At 57.9% G+C, this 19,252-nt stretch carries 15 protein-coding genes; 11 read left to right on the top strand and 4 right to left on the bottom strand.

The window, feature by feature from the left end:
• The first annotated feature begins 4 nt into the window (after positions 1-4).
• Together FJ425_RS02070 and FJ425_RS02065 are read left to right on the top strand one after the other, a co-directional pair.
• On the top strand, positions 5-970 hold the full coding sequence (locus tag FJ425_RS02070) for an NAD-dependent epimerase/dehydratase family protein (protein WP_140542365.1): 966 nt from the start codon (positions 5-7) through the stop codon (positions 968-970).
• 121 nt (positions 971-1,091) lie between these two features.
• Positions 1,092-2,525 (top strand): exopolysaccharide biosynthesis polyprenyl glycosylphosphotransferase, encoded by a 1,434-nt coding sequence (locus FJ425_RS02065; RefSeq protein WP_140627953.1) that lies wholly within the window; start codon positions 1,092-1,094, stop codon positions 2,523-2,525.
• Between the two features lie 25 nt (positions 2,526-2,550).
• On the opposite strand, the gene FJ425_RS02060 is transcribed toward FJ425_RS02065, so the two are convergent.
• Positions 2,551-3,228, bottom strand: a complete 678-nt coding sequence (locus tag FJ425_RS02060) for a polysaccharide deacetylase family protein (RefSeq protein ID WP_140542363.1) — start codon at positions 3,226-3,228, stop codon at positions 2,551-2,553.
• A gap of 387 nt (positions 3,229-3,615) precedes the next feature.
• Here FJ425_RS02060 and FJ425_RS02055 point away from each other — a divergent pair, with 387 nt between their 5' ends.
• Both FJ425_RS02055 and FJ425_RS02050 read left to right on the top strand, forming a co-directional pair.
• Positions 3,616-4,980: a nucleotide sugar dehydrogenase gene (locus FJ425_RS02055; protein ID WP_140627956.1), complete on the top strand. Its 1,365-nt coding sequence runs from the start codon at positions 3,616-3,618 to the stop codon at positions 4,978-4,980.
• 9 nt (positions 4,981-4,989) lie between these two features.
• Complete coding sequence (locus FJ425_RS02050) at positions 4,990-6,240, top strand: glycosyltransferase family 4 protein (protein WP_246673188.1); 1,251 nt, start codon at positions 4,990-4,992, stop codon at positions 6,238-6,240.
• Positions 6,241-6,258: 18 nt separating this feature from the next.
• Here the strand turns inward: FJ425_RS02050 and FJ425_RS02045 are convergent, their stop codons facing one another.
• Positions 6,259-7,161 carry a glycosyltransferase family A protein gene (locus FJ425_RS02045; RefSeq protein ID WP_140627959.1) on the bottom strand — a complete coding sequence of 301 codons (903 nt, stop codon included), beginning with the start codon at positions 7,159-7,161 and terminating at the stop codon, positions 6,259-6,261.
• Between the two features lie 379 nt (positions 7,162-7,540).
• Here FJ425_RS02045 and FJ425_RS02040 point away from each other — a divergent pair, with 379 nt between their 5' ends.
• Positions 7,541-8,701: a GNAT family N-acetyltransferase gene (locus FJ425_RS02040; RefSeq protein ID WP_140627962.1), complete on the top strand. Its 1,161-nt coding sequence runs from the start codon at positions 7,541-7,543 to the stop codon at positions 8,699-8,701.
• A gap of 211 nt (positions 8,702-8,912) precedes the next feature.
• On the opposite strand, the gene FJ425_RS02035 is transcribed toward FJ425_RS02040, so the two are convergent.
• Positions 8,913-9,566, bottom strand: a complete 654-nt coding sequence (locus FJ425_RS02035; RefSeq protein WP_210239085.1) for a class I SAM-dependent methyltransferase — start codon at positions 9,564-9,566, stop codon at positions 8,913-8,915.
• Between the two features lie 574 nt (positions 9,567-10,140).
• Here FJ425_RS02035 and FJ425_RS02030 point away from each other — a divergent pair.
• The 4 genes from FJ425_RS02030 to FJ425_RS02015 all read left to right on the top strand — a co-directional run bounded on the left by FJ425_RS02030 (position 10,141) and on the right by FJ425_RS02015 (position 15,018).
• Complete coding sequence (locus FJ425_RS02030) at positions 10,141-11,157, top strand: hypothetical protein (RefSeq protein WP_140627965.1); 1,017 nt, start codon at positions 10,141-10,143, stop codon at positions 11,155-11,157.
• Positions 11,158-11,429: 272 nt separating this feature from the next.
• Positions 11,430-12,575 (top strand): acyltransferase, encoded by a 1,146-nt coding sequence (locus FJ425_RS02025; protein ID WP_140627968.1) that lies wholly within the window; start codon positions 11,430-11,432, stop codon positions 12,573-12,575.
• Between the two features lie 11 nt (positions 12,576-12,586).
• The gene (locus FJ425_RS02020; protein WP_140627971.1) at positions 12,587-14,083 is read left to right on the top strand and encodes a hypothetical protein; all 1,497 of its coding nucleotides are present in this window, start codon (positions 12,587-12,589) and stop codon (positions 14,081-14,083) included.
• The gene (locus FJ425_RS02015; protein ID WP_348639801.1) at positions 14,080-15,018 is read left to right on the top strand and encodes a glycosyltransferase family 2 protein; all 939 of its coding nucleotides are present in this window, start codon (positions 14,080-14,082) and stop codon (positions 15,016-15,018) included. Before FJ425_RS02020 ends, FJ425_RS02015 begins: the two co-directional genes overlap by 4 nt.
• A gap of 29 nt (positions 15,019-15,047) precedes the next feature.
• Here the strand turns inward: FJ425_RS02015 and FJ425_RS02010 are convergent, their stop codons facing one another.
• Positions 15,048-16,361 (bottom strand): polysaccharide biosynthesis/export family protein, encoded by a 1,314-nt coding sequence (locus FJ425_RS02010; RefSeq protein WP_181164835.1) that lies wholly within the window; start codon positions 16,359-16,361, stop codon positions 15,048-15,050.
• 289 nt (positions 16,362-16,650) lie between these two features.
• On the opposite strand from FJ425_RS02010, the gene FJ425_RS02005 reads away from it, so the two are divergent.
• Both FJ425_RS02005 and FJ425_RS02000 read left to right on the top strand, forming a co-directional pair.
• Entirely contained in the window at positions 16,651-18,174 is a 1,524-nt protein-coding gene (locus FJ425_RS02005) for a hypothetical protein (RefSeq protein WP_140627979.1), read from the top strand.
• 49 nt (positions 18,175-18,223) lie between these two features.
• Complete coding sequence (locus FJ425_RS02000) at positions 18,224-19,003, top strand: CpsD/CapB family tyrosine-protein kinase (RefSeq protein WP_140627982.1); 780 nt, start codon at positions 18,224-18,226, stop codon at positions 19,001-19,003.
• Positions 19,004-19,252 lie beyond the last annotated feature (249 nt).

The following is a 19,252-nucleotide window of genomic DNA, read 5'->3' as shown; positions in this document are numbered from 1 at the left end:
CGAGATGGTCCACCAAAATTCCGAGATCACTGACCTCAAGGTTCTGATCACGGGCGGGGGTGGCTTCCTTGGTTCCCATCTTTGCCAACGGCTGCTCGGACTTGGCTGCGAGGTCCACGCGACGTCACGTTTCGAACGAGAGAGAGACGATCGCGGACCGATCTGGTGGCAAGCCGACATGGCCGATCTCTCGACGGTTCGTAGCGTTGTCGCCACGGTGAAGCCCGACATCGTCTATCATCTGTCCGGCTCGGTTGGCGCGAGCCCAGACCTTGAATTGGTGGTGCCGACTTACCAAAGCCTGTTGACCAGCACACTCAACGTTCTGCTGGCCGGAACGGAGGCCGGCAGCAGCCGCATTATCCTGAGCGGCTCGTTTACCGAGCCCCAGCCGGGTCTTGCGCGTCCCACTCCACATTCGCCGTATGCAGCGGCGAAATGGGCGGCGTCCGGCTACGGACGCATGTTTAACACTCTCTTCCAGGCGCCGGTGGTCATTCTGCAGCCATTCATGGTCTACGGACCGCGTCAGGCGCCCGCCAAGCTCATACCGACAGTAATCGAGTCGCTGCTTGTCGAGACCCCACCCAAAGTGACCAGCGGCAAGCGACGGGCTGACTGGATTTATGTGAACGATGTGATCGACGGGTTTGTTTTGGCGGCGACGACAAAGGGGATCGAGGGGGCCACGATCGATCTCGGATCTGGCCGCCTCGTCTCTATTCGCGAAATCGTCGAGAGGATTGTTGCAATCGTCGGCTCCGCACCCCCTCCCATCTTCGGCGCGGTGCCCGACCGGCCGGCTGAAAACGAAGTGATCGCCGATACCGGGTATGCGTGCGCGCGGCTCGGCTGGATAGCGAAAACCTCCCTCGACGAGGGTCTCCGGCGAACGGTGCGCTGGTACCGCAAAAGGCGCAATAACGGCCGTGATCGCGCAAGCCCTCAACCAACTACTCCTTCTGAATAACTGGGATGAGCTCAGCGCACTTTTGTAGGCGTTTTGCGCGGCGTCGGACCGGCCAAATAATGTGTGCAAGCGGGCGTTACGGCCTGCCTGTCTATCGTCAACACGGTCCGGTGTATTTGCAATGGATATGTCGCCGATCGCCAGTTTGGAGACAGCAAGGGAGTTTGCAGCCAGTCCTTCCGGACGTTCCCTCGTTTCGTACCGGTCAGTAGCCCCGCTGGCCATCACGGCGGATACATTGACCATTACCGCGGCGTGCGCCATCTGGAGCGTGCAATCGGGCGCAGATGGAGGCGGGGTGGCGATGCTAACATTGGCCATTGCACCCATCGCCTGCGCGCTGTTCGTGTGCTCGGCGAAGCTGGCCGGCCTCTACCAGCCTTCGACAATTCTTTCCGAAAACATGCGCCTCCATGTCGTTACGTCGCTATGGCTATGCACGGTGGCGCTCCTTGGCGTAAGCACCTTTGCTCTGGGCAAGCAGGTTGATCCGGAAACCGGCGTTGCCTTGGCGCTCGATGGACTGATCTCGCTTTTCGCTCATCGAGTTTGCTGGCGGCTGTTTGTCCGCAGAGATTCAGCAAAAGGAACCACGGCAGGACGCAAAGCGGTTTTGATCCACCAGGGAGCCTCACTCGATGCCAACGCAGCCCCTGAGCTGCAGCAGCATGGAATTCACATCGAGTATCGATTGAACCTTGGGACGCCGGATAACGAAGTGCTGATACGGCAGCGGATCGAACTTGCAGTCGCGATCGCGCAGAACTCAGATGTCGATGAGATACTCATAGCGGCCGATGTTCGGGATTGGCAGCGGCTCAAACCTCATCTAGCGCTTCTGCGCCAACTTCCGTTGCCAGTCTCGCTCATTGCCCGCGACTGGCTGGTCGATTTTGTAAGGCAGCCGGCTCAGATAGTGGGATCGTCGGCTCTCGTCGAACTGCAGCATCCGCCGCTCTCTATTATGCAGCGGGCAGCGAAGAGGCTCATGGACGTCGCCATCTCAATGGCCGCTTTGGCGCTGCTTTGGCCGTTCATGACACTTATTGCCGTGATGATCCAGCTCGACTCGCGCGGACCGGTCCTGTTCAGGCAAACCCGCATAGGTTTCAACGGTAAAGCCTTCAAGATATACAAATTCAGGACCATGAACGTCCTGGAGGACGGCCCAGGAATCCAGCAAGCCACTTCCGAGGACAAACGCACCACAACGTTTGGCCGTTGGCTTCGTCGAACCAGCATAGACGAACTGCCGCAATTGCTGAACGTCCTCATGGGTGACATGTCGGTCGTTGGACCGAGGCCGCATGCCGCTTCGCATGACAGCGAATTCGGTCGAGCGATCGCCAACTACGCTTTTCGCCGTCAAATGAAGCCGGGCATCACAGGCTGGGCCCAGGTAAGCGGACTTCGCGGCGCAACGCCGGGGGTCGACCTGATGACGAACCGGATCCAGATGGACATGCTCTACATAGAGAGGTGGAGTATCTGGCTGGACATCCGCATAATCCTGCAAACACCGTTTGCCGTCTTACGCGGGCTAAACGCGTACTAGACGCGACGATGGCAGGGCACAGCAGTTACCAAACAGACTTGCGAGCGTGCGAGAGACTGGAGCGCAGCCGCTTGAGATAAGAGTCCTGGAGGACTAGATCCTTTGGGATGTCTTTCCATTGCCATGAGCGGTCCAGCGTGTTGCGCGGTTTCAACCATGCTTCCTTGGTGGCGATGCCGCGACCCGACGTGTAGACACGGCTGTAGCCTTCAGTTTTCAGTTTTCTCAAAACGCGGCGATCATAACGGCCGAAAGGAATACTGGCCTCATCGATCTCGCAACCGCAGATGTCTTCCAGCTTGTGCTTGGCATCCACTGTTTCGGTCTGCAGACCGGCATCATCGAGCTTGCTCCAGTCAAGGTGGTGCATGCCGTGGCTCCCGATCCGCATACCCTTCTGAAGAAGTTGCCTGATCCCCGATGCACTCAGATATCCGCGGCTTCCCACTCTCCCTGCGCAAACAAAAAAAGACGCACTGAGATTTCTTTCCAGAAGTGCGGGCAACGCAATGTCGAGATCGCTTTCATTGCCGTCGTCAAAGGTGATGAGGAGGGGGTAATTGCTCGCAGCTGCAGATACTTTGTCTAGGGCGGCGAGAAATGGATCCGCATCCCACCAGAAATCCAGTTCGGCTTTGTCGATACCGGGTGGGGCTATGCCTATGCCGTGGAAGTTGATGAAGCGCTCTTTCGATCCAACCACACCTAATTTCCTATGGTCGCTTTATTCCTTATGATCCTTTGCGCGCAGGAACCGATATCCGGCGCAAGGGAAGTACAAATCGACGTCTGCGAAAAACCCTCCCACCATGAGCTTGTGGTGTTCATTCTTCAACCCGGCCTATCGCCTTTCTCGCATCGCATGATCCGTCCAAGCTCATCAGCGCGGCGGGCTTCGCAGAGTTGGGTGCGATCTGAATGCAGAGAACATCCCCCTTTTTGACCATGCCTAAGGGGCATTCTACCCATAAGTGTGCGGTCGCTTCGCTCAACGGACAGCTCCTCAATTCGCCCGGAGTTGGAACAATGCCATTGTTTGTCTGAGGCGATCTCTGCCCGGCTCAAACATGATGCGGAGTTAGGGGCGTCCATGAAAATAGCTGTATTCGGGCTGGGCTATGTCGGATTTACCACCCTGTGCTGCCTTGCACACCAAGGCCATGAAGTGGTTGGGTTTGACGTCAACGGCCGCAAGGTCGCGGGCGTCAACTCCGGAATTGCACCGATCATCGAGCCGGGACTTGGCGAAATGCTGCTCCATGGGCTGGCGGAGCATCGCATCTCGGCGTTCGTGGAAGTCGAAGACAAGCTCGAAGACTGTGACGCCGCAATAGTATGCGTCGGCACGCCAAGCGGAGCGGACGGCGCCCACGACATGAGATTCGTGACTGAAGTCTCAAAGGAAATAGCGCTGCACGTGGGGCACAGCCTCGCGAAGCCGTTGACCGTCATCTACCGCTCGACCGTAAGGCCCGGAACAATGGAGGGTCTGATCGCACCGATCTTCGCAGGGTTGCTGGGAGACGCGGCGGACCGCGTTGAACTCGCCTACTGCCCCGAATTTCTGAGGGAATCTTCGGCCGTCAATGACTACTTCCTGCCTCCGAAGGTGATCATAGGAACGCAGGACGGCGAGCCAAAGACAGCGTTAGACGAGCTTTTTGCCGGCTTCGAAGCGCCGCGCTTCGTGACGCGATTTGCGGAAGCCGAGATGACAAAATTTGTCGACAACAGCTGGCATGCGATGAAGGTGGCGTTCGCCAACGAAATCGGCCGGATCGGCCTTCAACTCGGTGTCGATCCGGCGAAAGTGCACGAGATCTTTGTTTCCGACACAAAACTCAACATTTCTCCATACTACCTGCGCCCCGGCGGAGCATTCGGTGGCTCGTGTCTGCCAAAGGACGTCCGTGCATTGCAGAACATCGTGGCGGACTGCGGGATAAATGCGCCTTTGATCGACTCGCTCCTGCGCTCCAATGACGCCCATAAATACTGCCTGTTCCAACTCGCCACAAAGGGTCTGAAGCCGGGAGCATCAGTGCTTCTCGCGGGCCTGGCTTTCAAGGCCGGAACGGACGACCTGAGAGAGAGCCCCAATATCGACCTTGCGCGCAGCCTGCTGAGGGAACGCTACAGGCTCTCGATTTTTGATCCGGCCATCGACGCCGGCAAGTTGGTCGGCGCCAATCTGGGCTATGCGTGGTCGTGGCTTCCGCAGTTTGCCACCCTGCTGGTGAGCAAGAAGCAGGCCGAAGCTCGACGTTATGATCGGGTGATATTCGCAAACCGCACTGCGGGCATGCTTTCCTTCTCGAGGGCGCAGAGCGTGATCGACCTCAACGCGCTGTCGGACAGCGCAAACTGGCTGCCAGCCCCTCCCGCATCCCTGGAAGAGTCTGCTCAGCCTGGTGATGCCGCCCTGCCGTTCGATGTCAGGCGCGCTGTGGCTTAGGGGAGAGACATGTCCGCCATCTCAATGTTTGGGGCCGAACAAACTCAATCCGGCAGCCTTTCTGCCCGCAAGGTCCTGATGATTGTCGAAAACCTGCCCGTGCCGTTCGACCGGCGCGTTTGGCAGGAGGCGCGTGCATTGCGTGACGCTGGCGCGGAGGTTTCCATCATTTGCCCTGTCGGAGTAGGGGCGGAAGAGCATGAAGAGACGTTGGAGGGCATTCACGTATACAGGCATGACTTGCCGGTCGAAGCCAAAGGCGCATCGGAGTTCCTCCTCGAATACGGCGCGGCGCTCTGGCACGAGACCCGGCTGGCATGGAAAATCCTGTTTAGGCATGGGTTCGAGACCATCCATGCTTGCAACCCGCCGGATCTGATCTTTCTCGTCGCTCTGCCGTTCAAGTTGCTCGGCAAGCGTTTCATTTTCGACCACCACGACATCAATCCCGAGCTTTACGAGGCGAAGTTCGGCAAGCGTGGGCGGCTGTGGCGGCTTTTGTGCCTATTCGAATGGATAACATTCAAATGCGCCGACGTCGTCATTTCGACCAATGAGAGCTACCGAAGGATCGCGCTCACCCGTGGCAGGAAGCGCGAGAGCGATGTCTTCGTGGTGCGGTCCGGTCCGGACCTGACACGCTTGAGGATCGACTGCCCCGACCCCGGCCTGAAGAAAGGACGCAAGTTTCTCGTGGGCTATGTCGGCGTGATGGGGGAACAGGAGGGAATCGACCTACTTTTGCGTAGCGTCAAACATCTCGTTCATGAGCGCGGTCGGCAGGACATTCAGTTCGTTCTTGTCGGCAGTGGCCCGCAAGTTGGAAATCTCAAGGAACACTGCCAAAGTTTGGGGCTGAACGACTATGTCACGTTCACCGGTCGGGTTCCCGACGAAATGCTCTTCACCGTGCTTTCAACAGCCGACGTGTGTGTCAATCCGGATCGCGTCAATCCGATGAACGACAAGTCCACCATGAACAAGATTCTCGAGTACATGGCTTTCGGCAAACCAATTGTGCAATTCGACGTCACCGAGGGGCGTTTCTCGGCGGATACAGCCTCTCTCTACGCCCGCCCGGATGATCCGATCGACTTTGCTGACAAGGTTGAATGGCTGCTTGGCAACCCCGAACAGCGCAAGGTTATGGGTGATTACGGCCGCGATCGTTTGCAGCGGGAACTTGCCTGGAGCTATCAAGTGCCGAACCTTATCGCCGCCTATCAACGAGCCAGGGCCACCGCTCCGAGGAAGCCGTGAGCCGGGTCTTCCCTGCGCTCAGACGCGGTTCCATTTGTCGAGGATGCGCGAGGCGTCTGCTCCGAATCCAAGAGCCAGCATCACCTTGCATCGGTAAAGGCGAACCAGGACGACGCCGTACATGGCAAGCATGCGCGCCCTTGGGCCTTCGATGCGATCGGAAAAGCCCACCCGGAGCAACTCTGCCGCGGGCGAGAGCGCGACCGCGAAACTGCGCAAGATCCAGCGCGGCCGCCACCCTCGCTCAGAGCGTGCCCGATTGAAATCGTGAGCAACATGCCGTTCCCATTTTGCAGCGATCTCAGTGAGATTCCGGCGGGCGGGATGAAACACTATCATCCCCTTGCGGTAGTGGGTGCGGAAGCCCTTGCGGAGCGCCCGCTGTCCCCAGTCCCTATCTTCCGCAATTTCAATCCCACCGAACGGTCCAACCGCAGACAGAATTTGTTTGCGCATCGCCAGATTGCCGGTCCCGGTATATCCCTGCTTGGTGATGTATTCGCGCATTCGGTAGGCAAAGACGCTTTCGTAAGCTTCAAGTAGGGTAAGTCGGTGTGCGTCCTGACGCGCAATCCTGACGTCGCCGCCTATGATGCCGATATCTTCTCTTTCTGCAAAGCAGCTTTCTATTTCGTAAAGCCAATCGGGATGGGCGATGCAGTCGGCGTCGATGAAAGCTAGCGTTTCGCCGCTCGCGTGGGCTGCGCCGCGGTTGCGCGCTGGCCCGGGGCCGGGTGTGCGCTCGAGAAGGAGCGTGACAGTGGGAAAGGAGGCGCAAAGGTCGCTCGGTATCTGTCTCGATCCGTTGTCGACGACAATGATCTCGACTTTTTGCTGCGGCGGCCGCTGCGCCTGCAAGGATGCGAGACAGCGCCTGAGCATTTCTTGCTGGTCGAGATGTGGGATGATGACAGTGATCATTTCGCGGTCCTCGTGGACTGCCCCAGGTCTGCTGCGGTAATTCATTCCTCGAGCACTTGAGGTGAACACTCGACCAGCGCGATGCAGAAGAGCCATGAAGATCATAAATCGCGGGACGTATGCATCCAGTCGGCCAACGGGTTAGCAATGTGCGTCTTTTGTTCAGATATGCTCCGAACCGGTCTGGACAGATGATGACCCATTGGTGAGACGGAGCCCGAAGCGGGTTGCGGGTGGTTACTGGGGTCCAAAACGTGTTGGCGAGCTGTTCAGGGGCGGAAAATCTTTCATGGGAATGGAGGTTTGGCGTCTCCACCAGCGGCATTTTCGTCGCGCCCAATGCTGGCGCAGTCCATCTCTTGATCAATGATTGCCTCAAATGATCCGCAGCACCCCGATCGAGGGGTCTTCCCTGGTTGTCTCGGCAAGTGATTCATGGCGGGATTTTGCGGCCATGTGGCCGACCATGGCCAATCGGGGCTCGGCTCGCGCCTTCGTTTTCCAGACGGCCGATTTCTTAAACGTTTGGTGCGACACAATCGGGCCGGCGCGCGGCACTCGGCCATTGTTTATTGCGGTGGTAGACGAGCGCGGTGCTCCTCACGCGCTTTTGCCGCTTGGCATCGAGAAGCGCAAATTCGGCTTGAAGGTCTTGTCGTTCTTGGACGGTGGCGTCAGCGACTACAATGCGCCAGTCCTGTTTCCGCACGTCAAAGACTGGCGCCCTTCATTCGTAGGCAAGTTGTGGGATGCAATAGCAAGGATTGCACCCCCTTTCGACATCGCAGTTGTCGAAAAGATGCCCGAGCGCGTGTTCGACATCGACAATCCGCTGACGCCCTTGATCACGGCTCGTTATCCCCACAGCGGGTATGTCATGCGCCTGCCCAGCAGCGTGGACGAGTTTGTCTCCGAGCGCCTCCCGCGAGCCCAGGACACGCGGCGCAAGCTTCGCAAGCTTGGTGAGCGCGGCACAGTCGCCTTCAGGATCGCGAGCACGTCCGCCGAACGCGACGAGATGCTCGAAGCGATGATGAGACAGAAGTCGCGACGCTATATCGAAACGACTGGGGTCGATGGAATGGAGCGACCCGGCTATCGTGCCTTTCTTCGGCAGGCCGCGCTCGAGCTTGCCCCACGAGGCTACGTCCATATTTCGTCGCTAAATTTGGACGGCACGGTCCTGGCGGTGCACTGGGGATACAAGGACGATAGCAGATTTTACTACATGATGCCGAGTTTCGAAGCGGGCGAATGGGTTCGTTTCTCGCCCGGTCGCCACTTGCTCAACCATCTGATTGAGTGGGCGATAGACGCTGGCATGAAGGAGTTCGATCAAGGTCTTGGCAACGAGGATTACAAGACGGAGTATTGCGACGCTGCGATACCACTCCACCAGATCGAGATCCCGAGAACGATGCGGGGTCAGGCCGATCTGCTGGTGCGCAGGTTGAAGATGTCCCTCCGCGACACTCTCGTGTGGCATTCGCTCAAGGGCCTGCGAACCGCGTGGCGGATGCGCAAAATTCCGAGAAGGTAAGGACTGCGCACAGTGACGAACCATCTGCAATTGTTGGGGCTTTGCTGCCAGTCGTTAGACTATGATATCCGATCGCTGGCGTGCTGGAGGCAGACGGCCGCCGCGCGCCTGTTTGTGCCAGCTTGGCCTGTTAGCACTAACGCGACTACCCCACCGCGAGCGCTATCGCAATCGCTATGGTTGTCATTCCAGCGTGAATGCAGCTGCCTCATTAATTGACGGCGACAATCGATTTGGTCATCCCCAGCACCCGCTCCTTGAAGAGGTCAGAGCGAGGAAAGTGATACCTCATCTCGGTCTGTGACAGGAGCTCAATCTCCAGCACATCCTTGACGGCCTGTCCCTGGTCTGGCCGCGACGGTGACAACGGCCAGCGTCGGATCAACTTGGCGCGGGCTGCCTGGGGCAGGAATTGCAGGCCCGGGAAGAGGTAATGCGGCTCAATCGGGAAATACCGATAAGGGGTTTGCACCCAATGATGCGGCGCCAAACCGTGGATGATCGAAGCGAGGTCGGCACGGCGCGCGTGCCCACCCACATGTTCAATCAAGGAATTCGAATACACAATGTCGAATTCCATGGCTCGGATTTCTGCGGGCGGATCGCAGGCGTCGCCCTGCACGACTCTGATCCAGGCAGCCCTGCTCGTCTGGGGTAGGAGATTGACTACCGTCACCCATTTGGGGCGAACCGGACTTCTCTCCCAATGAACCACCGTTCCGCCGAGATCGACCACGCGCATTCGTCCGATGTCGGGGAAGCGCCGCTGGAATTCCGCCCACCGTCTTCTTCGCAAGGTCGTCGCTATCGATCGCTGCTCTCGCGGATCGGTGATGAATTGGCGCAGCTGCAGCATTTCACTCATCAGACTGCCTACCCTCTATAGCGCCCCCTTTTCCACCCGCGGGAAGGGAGGGCGCCCGGTCGAAATCGACACCATCTTAGCTGACGTGGCGATGAGTGGAGCAACTTCGGAAGTCGCTCTCATTATTCATTGTGCTGAACTAGCCATCCACGAAAGAATAAGCCGGCGCTCCGGCCACCTGAATGCGACCGGATGCCCTTCGCGCCCCACATCAGCCAAGGAAGGTGATTTCAGTCCTTGGCGAGCTGCGACCCGGACGCCGCAAAAGCTATTGATCCGTTGCCAGGCATTCGTCGCAGCGAGCCAGATTCCAGACCTGGCATCCACGCGTCCCTGCCCACGGGCGGCTGGCAACGGCATCACCGGGTAGGTTCCTCATCAGTGACGAGCGCCTCGCGGCTATGGCTTTACCACTATCGGCGCTCCGGCTCTCTCGCTTTTGGGTAGCAATCGCCCACCGTCTCTTTGTGTACGATGCTCTCTCGGCGCCTTTGGACCGGCAAGTTGGAACTGGCTCCAAGCGGCTGCGGCTTCGAATCGATGGCGACGCCACTAAACTTGAGGAGCAAAAACCATGGAAAAACCAGCGAACGGAGGTCCCTTACGCCCTGGCGATGTCGTCGAGGTGCGCTCCGCGGCTGAGATTGTCGCGACACTCGACAGGGATAGCGCCCTGCACGGGACAGTGTTCATGCCGGAGATGATAGCATATGTCGGCCAACGCTTTACGGTGTCGCGGCGCGTCGACAAAGTCTGCAACATGGTTGACGAAAGTGGCTCTCGTCGAATGCGCGGGACGGTCTATCTTGAGGATCTGCGCTGCGACGGGTCGAGCCACGGCGGATGTCAGGCAGGTTGCCGTATTTACTGGAAAGAGGAATGGCTGAGCAAAGTCGGTGACAACCACGCCGCGCGTTCTGGGGTCGCCAGCATGGCAGCTTCCGCAGAGCTCGAGCGGACTGCCGGCGCCGCTACGCACCCGGCCACCCCGGTGGATGAAAGCGGGGCGCAGGTCTGGCGATGTCAATCGACTGACGCTCTCAAGGCATCCGAGCCCGTGAGGCGACGGGATTTTGGGCAATATTGGCGCGAATTGACGAACGGCAACTTCAAGCCGATCCCGTTCGTAGCCCTTCTGGTCCGGGCCATAATAATGGACGCGCTCCATCATTTCGGGCTGATAAGGACGCTCCCCCTGCAAGGTCCGAGTAAGGTTGGCTCCAAGCGCGAGATGCTCGGCCTGCAGCCTGGCGAGCTGGTCCGGGTACGGTCCGCGGAGGAAATCGCAGCCACGCTCGACCATCGCGGCGAAAGTAGCGGCCTCTCCTTCGACCGCGAGATGCTTCCCCATTGCGGCGGCACGTTCCGTGTAAAGACTGCCGTGCGGCGGATCGTGGATGAGAAAACGGGCCGCATGCTGAAGATCCCCAAAGACTGCATAATCTTGGACGGTGTCGCCTGCTCAGGCGAACTCAGCGTCAACGGTCGATGGTTTTGTCCCCGCGCGATTTATCCGTTCTGGCGGGAGTCCTGGCTCACCAGGGTCGGCGACGCCGGCGATCAGCCTACCGAACAGTCGTGCCACCGTTAGAATAGCGTGGGGTCTTTTCGAAACAGACTCAAAAAGCACTGGTGGACCTCTCTTCAAGGAGGAGGGGATATGGGTGAGTTCCGGGATAAAATGTCTCACCACTCGCGGGGGAATTGCGACGTCACACCGACAGTCGCCCGTTCCCGCTACGTTCGTACTCCTTTCGTTTCTGGCTGCCATCACAGGCCGCTCTGTTGGCTCGATTAGGTAGTTGCGCGCGCCATGTGTCCCACCCAAACTTCTGCTGCGACCGATCTCACCGGGCCGTCCAAATGATGCCAAATGTTGTCGATTGGAACATGTGCGGCCGAACCCTAGAAAGTCGCCTGGCCGAAACGGGCTTGGTGGGACCGAGCTTCGATGAAGTGAGATTGGCCGCGGCAATCACAGTCCTTCTGCATCATGCCCACGGTTCGATTCACGATGCGAAGGCAGATCTCCTCTTCGCGTTCAGCGGGGGATTTCTGCATTTCGGTCTTCTCGCGGTTCTTGTTTTCTTTGCAATCAGCGGCTTTCTGGTGGCCCCAGGCTTGGTCCGGTCGGGCAAGGTAATCGATTATGCGACAAGCCGGGTGCTCAGGATTTTTCCAGCCCTCATTGTCGTAGTGATCTTATCCATGATCGTGCTTGGTCCGATCCTGACAATGCTGCCGCTGCAGCGGTATTTCTCTGACGATTTCGGCTTGCCACTCTATGCGAAGAACATTCTCACGCTCACTTATGATTTCCTCCCCGGGGTGCAGTTACCGGACGGCCATCCCGCAATTGTCAATGGCGCGCTCTGGACGCTGCATTTCGAAGTTTTGTCCTATATTGCGCTAGCAGTGATGAGTATGGTCGGTATCCTAGGTCGACCACGGCTTCTATTGGCCGTGTTGTTTGTAGCCTATGTCCTTTATGTAGCGAACGGAATCTTTCCTGCCGTCGCCGAACGGCTGCCTGGTCGTTTTGTTACCTTCATCAGCCTCTTCGTCTATTTTGCTTTTGGCGTCGCTCTATCCACTTTCCGTCGGACAATACCCTACTCGGCTGCTTTGGCGGGTCTAGCGTTCCTCATCTTGATAGTTTCGCTTGCGTATGGAGCAGGTATCGTCGCGGCGCCGCTCTGCCTGCCATATCTCGTTGTCTTCGCAGGGCTGTCGAACCTGCCAGGGCGCTCGTTCGTCAGGCGCGATCTGTCTTACGGAGTCTATCTCATCCACGCGCCGGTTCTTTGCTGCTTCAGCATCATGTATCCTGGGATACATTCGTGGCAATTTGTGGCGCTGGTGGCGATGATGGTGACGCTGCCCTTGTCGTATCTCTCTTCCATCCTTGTCGAACAGCCAGCTCTGACCAGGAAAAAGATCATTGCCGGGTGGATTGGCGGCCGGCTTCACTTAATCCAGTCGACCATGGTTCGACTGGTTCGCGTGTAGGAAATCGGCACGTGAGCAGTGTTGCTGGCCAACCGGGGTATTGGAGCCCCAAAGTTAAAAGTCCCGACCGCCGCGCCGGCTTTGGCGAGCGCTTCCAATCCACCAACCAGTTCGCGCGAAGCGGTCCGGCCGCGCTGTCCGGGAAGAGAACCTCCTGGCCGGTATGGGTGTTTCTTATCTCGCTTGAAATACCTTGGGTTTTCTACATCGGGCCGCTTCGGCTCTCGATCTATCGCCTTGTGCTTTTAGCATTGATAGTGCCCTGCGCCGTCCGATTATTCTCAGGCAAGGCCGGCCGGATAAGGCTTGCGGATATCTCGATCCTGATGCTTGCCGTCTGGTCGCTGATCGGTCTCATTGCAAATCACGGGTTGGTCGCCGGGGCCCAATCTGCTGGGATCCTCTTTATAGAAACTGTAGGGCCATACATGCTTGCGCGGTGTTGGATCCGTGACGCGGCCGACTTTCACAACGCCGTTCGCCTGTTTTTTTGGATCATCGTGATTTTGATGCCGTTTGCCGTAGTCGAGTGCCTTGGCGGTGGCAACATCCTGCTCAAGGTGTTCAGTGTCGTCTTGCCTGTCAATGATTATCCGGTCGTTCAACGACTAGGTCGCACGAGAGTTATTTCAATATTCGACCATCCAATTCTATTCGGATTGAACGTAGGAAGCGCTGTGGCCCTCACTTACCTTGTTCTTGGCTACAAGAAAACTGCAGCTCACCGGAATTTCAAGGTCGCACTGGTCGTTGTGACAGCGGCAACCTCTCTATCGAGCGGGCCAATCGCAGGCATGGCCGTGCAAATCTTTCTGATTTTTTGGAACACTTTGCTCCGAGGAAATAGACATCGTTGGAAATTGCTTATCGGAGCGGCGCTCTTGCTGATCGTCGCGGCTGAGATTGTCTCCAATCGATCGGCAATCACGATCGTGACACAAATGATTGTGCTCGACTCCCAAACATATTGGTATCGACGTTTGATCTGGGAATATGGGTCCGCGACCGCGCTGAGCCACCCCATTTTCGGGATCGGAATGAACGATTGGGATCGCCCAGGATGGATGCCGAACGGCACCATAGACAATTTCTGGCTTCTTGAGGCAATGCGTTTTGGCTTCGCTGCCCCGATCTTCTTGCTGCTGGCAGGATTCTCGACCGCCATCGCCACGGCTCTCAGAAGAAATATTGACGAGAGGCTCGATCGTTTTCGAACAGCCTACCTCATCACACTGGGGTTCCTGTTCCTCATCGGATGGACGGTTCATTTCTGGAACAGCACTTATGTTCTAGCTCTATTTCTTCTGGGAAGTGGCGTTTGGATCCTTGATGCGAAACCCGCCCAAAGCGAGTCGGCGGAGACGGATGCCTATTCCGCGGTATCGTCCCCGGCGTGGCTCGAGATGGGCTCCAGGAGACGTGACATATTCGCCACGTTTCCACCGGGCGGGACGGATGAACAATCATTGCGTCAAGCGACGCGATTTTTGATGGAATCGAAGACGTGAAAGAGATCGGGAACGAAGCCGTGGCGGGAACCGGTCGCGACGAAGAAATGTCGCAGCCAGGAGGTGCGCGCGTGTCCGTGGTAACGGTGACGTACAACAGTCGCCGGCATCTGAAAGCATTCCTCGATTCGCTTCAGACAGGACTCGACGGAATCCAGGATTTTGAAGTCGTCATTGCGGACAATGCGTCCAGCGACGATAGCGTTGCCATAGCACTCTCTCATCCCGTCCGACCGAGAGTTATAAACGTTGGGTGGAATTCGGGTTACGCCGGCGGCATCAACGCGGCTGTCGCGACGGTTGGAAAAGACTCAACCCTGCTCGTGTTGAACCCTGATGTGCGGCTGCTGCCCGGTGCGGCCCGATTGCTTATGAATCGGCTGCTGGATCCCACCGTAGGCGTGGCCGTGCCAAAGATCCTTGATGAGGACGGCAGGCTCACGCTTTCTCTTCGACGCGAGCCGTCACTGAAGACGGCATGGACGGATGCGGTTGTGGGAGGGAAACTTGGGACTTGGATCGGAACAGGCGAGAAGATCAGCGATCCAACGCGATACACGGCCGATGGATTCGCTGATTGGGCTGAAGGCTCGGCAATGGCAATCTCGGCGCGCGTGCGCAAGCTCGTGGGAGACTGGGACGAGTCATTCTTTCTTTACAGCGAGGAAGTCGACTATATGCGAAGAGTCCGCGCCGTTGGGTTGTCAATCGCATATGTCTCGGGAGCAGAAGTGATCCACATCGGTGGAGAATCTGGAACCAACCCATCCCTGTCTGCGCTGTTGACGCGCAACCGAGTCCAGTACTACCGGCGCCATCACGGCTTTCTCTTGTCAGCGATGTTCCAAACGGCTGTGGTTTTGGGGGAGGGAGTCCGCGTGGGCACGGGGCCGACACATCGGGCAGCTCTTTGGGCGGCGCTAACCGCCCAGTAGTCTCGCAGCCAATCTACCGATTCATACTGCTATTGTGTTTCTCCGCCAGGCCGCGTGGTGGTTCTCTGCTGGGACGTAGCCGGGTCGACGATGTCCTGCATCGAGGTGGCCACATACACCTTGACCACGTCGCCGGGCACAAGCGACGTGGTTTCTGACGCGTTCATCTCTTTTGGCCCCTGCCGATCTTGCCGGATGATGACCAGTTTCAGGTCGGAACTGCCCTCGGACGTGGCCCCCGGTACGACGGTGCTGGCTGCCAACAGGAGTTGGCGAATCGTATATTCCCGCGATCTCACTTCCGCGAGCTCGCTCAGCGCGTCTCGCAATTGTGTCGCAACCTCCGTCTGGCGTTGGTCGCTAACGCTGAATTCCTGGCGCGTCGTCTCGCTCAGACCTTGCCGCGCGCGCATCGCGTCGATGTCTCCTTGTGCATGATCGGCCCGCATCTGTCCGAGCACACGCCTCAGTTCTGACCATCGAGATGACAGTACTATGCCCTGCTCGACAAGCTTGGTGATCTTGGCGACCTCTGTCTCGGTCTGGGTGATTTCCTCACCGGTGTCCTTGCTCTTGGTCGCCAACATATCCAGTTCGCGCGTATACATGTCACGTAGGTCGGAGAGTTTGTCCACCTGCCGCGTCTTCTCATTGGCACGTGCCGTGAAGAGGGTACCTTCCAGTGCCATTATCTGGTCGACAAGGTCGCGAGCACCGGCGCCCGTCAATTCGGCCGGAAAGTGGATTTCGGCGTCTCCGCCCAGTTCGGCTTGCAGCCTGGCGATACGGCCGAGCAGCCGCAACTGTTTGGTGTGGATCGTGGTCAGTTCGCCAAGCAGGCTGATATCGCTCTGTCCTGCCTTTTCCGGCGGAGGTCGATAGCGCCCGCCGGCCAAGGCCACTGCCTGCAATACGGTCAAATCCGGCCTGAATTGATACGCGCCAGGCGTGGTGACCGCTCCGACGACGTAGATCGATGGATACTGGGCTATTTCGATCGATACATCTGGGGGGGAGATCAGGCCCATCTTGTCGTGGAGCGCCGCCGATATCTGGGCGGCAACCTCGGCGCTCGTTTTGCCGCTCACATCGAGCGAACCGACGACGGGTACCCCTATCGTGCCCTGGCTGGACACAAGAAAATCGCCGCTGAGAGCTTCCCAGCGCTGGTACTCACCCTTCGAGGGGTTCCACTGGATGATCGAGATGTGGATCTTCGTTTGCGCGGCGAGCCGATAGTCGTCGGCCTGAGCGCCAGCAGCAAAGAACATGGGCGCGGCGCCGGCGAGCAGGGCCGCCGCAAACCTTCCATGGCGAAGGCGGGCAATTGGGTTTGAAGACACTCTTCCTCCTCGACGCGTGCGCTCTCGAGCGGATCGTTGCACTGGCATTCCTAGCAGCCAAGAATAGGTCCCGAGCGAAACCGAGTGAACGCAAGAATAGGACCGAGGCGACGGCCAAAAGGAGAAGGTCCATCGTCGAAAGAAGGATACTTCATAGCTTAACTCGACCTTAGGAAGTGCTTCCACCGATGGGATCGCTACGCGAATCTGGCTGGCACGCAACGAGTGTGCCGGCGCTGTTGTTTCGCCGTCGACATATGCAAAGGATCTTTGACGGCGAGTCGATTTGATGAACAGCCAAGATTTCCGTTTTTACGCCTCGCTCTATGTCCAGCGGCTGCGCTACCTGATCATCCCGATCGTGATGGCGACGGTTGCCGGATTCGCGGCCGCGCTCTTGCTTCAACCGATATACCGGTCGGTGGCCAAAATTCTGGTCGACTCGCCTCGTATATCAACAGAACTTGCCCGTTCATCGGTCACAGCGGATCCCATTCAGCGGCTGCAAGTTCTTGAGCAGCAACTCACGACAAGGGCCAGTTTGCTCGGTCTGGCCGAGAAGTTTGCGATCTTTCCCAAGGCTGATGTCTCCGACGACGATGTCGTTGCACAAATGCTTGCAAGAACCAAGATCGAGCCGGTTGTCCTGAATAATCTGGGTAGCGGCAGCGGCGGGGCTATTGCCTTTACGATTTCATTCGACGCAGCCGACCCCATTCTCGCCGCTGATGTCGCCAATGCTTACGCAAACGCCATGCTCGAAGCGAACGGGCGCGAGCGCAAGGCTGTGGCCGACGACACGCACGAATTCTTCAAGCGCGAGGTGGAACGCCTGGACGCCGCGCTGAAGGACGCCCAAGAAGCGATCCTGAGCTTCAAACTGGAGCATAGGGAGGCTCTGCCTGACAGCCTCGAGTTTCGCCGCATGCAGCAGAGAGCCTACGAAGAGAGGCTGGGTCAAATTCAACGCGAGATCATATCCCTTCAGCAAAAGCGTTCGATGATTCAACAGATATCGGCTTCGGGGGGGCAGGGAGCAGCGGCTGACGATCAGCAACTGACCGAGTTGCGGCGTTCGCTTGCGGAGCAGGAGACGATCTTCAAGGATGGCAGTGCGAACCTTGTGGCGTTGCGGACACGGGTCGCCGATCTCGAGAAACGCATCTCCGAAAAGGGCAAGACCGCAATGGATGCCCCACGCGCCGCCGGGATGTCCCCCGAGCTTCGCCTGCAGTTGGCCGACACTGAGGGTCAGCTCTCCTTGATTGCGCAGGAGAAGGAATCCATTGGACCGCTGCTTGACGACCTGACGCGATCGATCGCTGACACAGAAATGAACACTACCAAACTGCGCGCGCTCGAGCAGAATTACGAGGCCGTGCAGACGCACTACAACGAGGCAGTCGCCAGGTTGGCGGACGCATCGACCGGACAGCGTATCGAAAAGGAAGCAGTTGGCCAAAAGCTGTCGCTTATCGAGCCGGCGACCCCACCGGACAAACGTGTCTGGCCCAAACGGCAGGCGATCGTCCTTGGAAGTTTCGGGGCAGGCATCGGATTGAGCTTCGGCATCTTCGCGCTCACGGAAATCTTCTTCCCAACCATTCGCCGTCCTGCCGATCTTGCAGCCGTGTTCCGGGGGCAGCCTTTTGTCACCATCCCCTATATTGCGGCCGATAGCCTGAAACCTGCGCGTAGGATGCGTCTGGGCGTAGCCGCCCTTATACTGCTTGTGGGCAGTAGTCCGATCTTCCTGCTTGTAGATTTTCACCCGCCCGCAAGTTTCGGGGCAAACAGTGCGACCTCGAAGTAGCCAACGGCCCCACATCAAGGAACGGATACGTGCCGCAGGAGACCAGAACATGCCGGCAAAGGTGAAACTCCAGCCCGCGGCGCATGCGGCCTTGGAAGTCGTCGCACGGCAATCCATGGTATCGGTTGACGAGCATTGGGCGGGACTGGAACGTGTGGAACTCGATGGCGATAGGGCCCGCGAGGCCCGGCTCGTCACATTCGCGCCCGGGGAACCTGCTCAAGCCAGCTTTGATGTATTGCGTACCAAGGTCCTCAGGTGTCTCAATGTCAACAACTGGACCACTGTAGCGATAACCTCACCGGAGCCCGAAACCGGAAAGTCAATCGTGGCCGCCAACTTGGCGTTCAGCCTCGCGAATCTGCAGAGTTGCAGGGTCGTTCTTCTAGATCTGAATCTTCGGCAGCCTCAGATCAGTTCGATATTGGGTCTCGGCATGGCCCGAGCTACTGAGAGTTTTTTGCAAGGGCGATCTTCGATCAAAAGCACCTTCGTGCGCTATGGTGAAAATCTTGCCGTGAGCGCCAGTTCGCACGGGGTGACCCGTTCGGCCGAGCTACTTCAAAGCCAATCCGCTCGCACGGCAATGATACAACTCCATGACAAGCTTTGCCCCGCGGTGGTTATCGTCGACCTGCCTGCAGTTCTTGGCAGCGACGACGTTCTGGCGTTCCTGCCCAACATTGACTGTACGTTGCTTGTAGTAGGCGCCGGAACGACCACTATGGCAAAGATCCGCTGTTGTGAACAGGAACTGGTAGGCGAGACAAACCTCCTGGGGATTGTCCTGAACAAATGCCGATATGGACACGATGGCGGCTATTACTGAGCGATTGGCGGGTTCGTATTTCTCGAGCACGTTCACGGCAGGGCCATTTTGCGCCCTCTCGCGGTCGCTGACGCGATGAGCGTGCGAAATCAAATTTATTACGTCGCTCTACCTCTTTCGTTCGGGAGCCTACGAGTTTTCTCGGATGACAATGATCCTTGTTAAAATATGCTTGCGATTACGGGAATGGGGGAAAGCAATGACAAGGTTTATCGCACCTGCCGCAATAGCATTATTTTTTACGTTCTG

The sequence above is a fragment of the Mesorhizobium sp. B2-7-2 genome, assembly GCF_006440775.1.
Classification (GTDB): Bacteria; Pseudomonadota; Alphaproteobacteria; order Rhizobiales; family Rhizobiaceae; genus Mesorhizobium.
Note: the sequence above shows the minus strand (reverse complement) of the source record. Positions and strands in the feature narration are given on the sequence as shown.

Coding starts and splice junctions, on each gene's coding strand:
- FJ425_RS02070 (WP_140542365.1), top strand. CDS start 5: ATGGTCCACCAAAATTCCGAGATCACTGACCTCAAGGTTCTGATCACG.
- FJ425_RS02065 (WP_140627953.1), top strand. CDS start 1,092: ATGGATATGTCGCCGATCGCCAGTTTGGAGACAGCAAGGGAGTTTGCA.
- FJ425_RS02055 (WP_140627956.1), top strand. CDS start 3,616: ATGAAAATAGCTGTATTCGGGCTGGGCTATGTCGGATTTACCACCCTG.
- FJ425_RS02050 (WP_246673188.1), top strand. CDS start 4,990: ATGTCCGCCATCTCAATGTTTGGGGCCGAACAAACTCAATCCGGCAGC.
- FJ425_RS02045 (WP_140627959.1), bottom strand. CDS start 7,161: ATGATCACTGTCATCATCCCACATCTCGACCAGCAAGAAATGCTCAGG.
- FJ425_RS02040 (WP_140627962.1), top strand. CDS start 7,541: ATGATCCGCAGCACCCCGATCGAGGGGTCTTCCCTGGTTGTCTCGGCA.
- FJ425_RS02035 (WP_210239085.1), bottom strand. CDS start 9,566: ATGAGTGAAATGCTGCAGCTGCGCCAATTCATCACCGATCCGCGAGAG.
- FJ425_RS02030 (WP_140627965.1), top strand. CDS start 10,141: ATGGAAAAACCAGCGAACGGAGGTCCCTTACGCCCTGGCGATGTCGTC.
- FJ425_RS02025 (WP_140627968.1), top strand. CDS start 11,430: ATGATGCCAAATGTTGTCGATTGGAACATGTGCGGCCGAACCCTAGAA.
- FJ425_RS02005 (WP_140627979.1), top strand. CDS start 16,651: ATGAACAGCCAAGATTTCCGTTTTTACGCCTCGCTCTATGTCCAGCGG.
- FJ425_RS02000 (WP_140627982.1), top strand. CDS start 18,224: ATGCCGGCAAAGGTGAAACTCCAGCCCGCGGCGCATGCGGCCTTGGAA.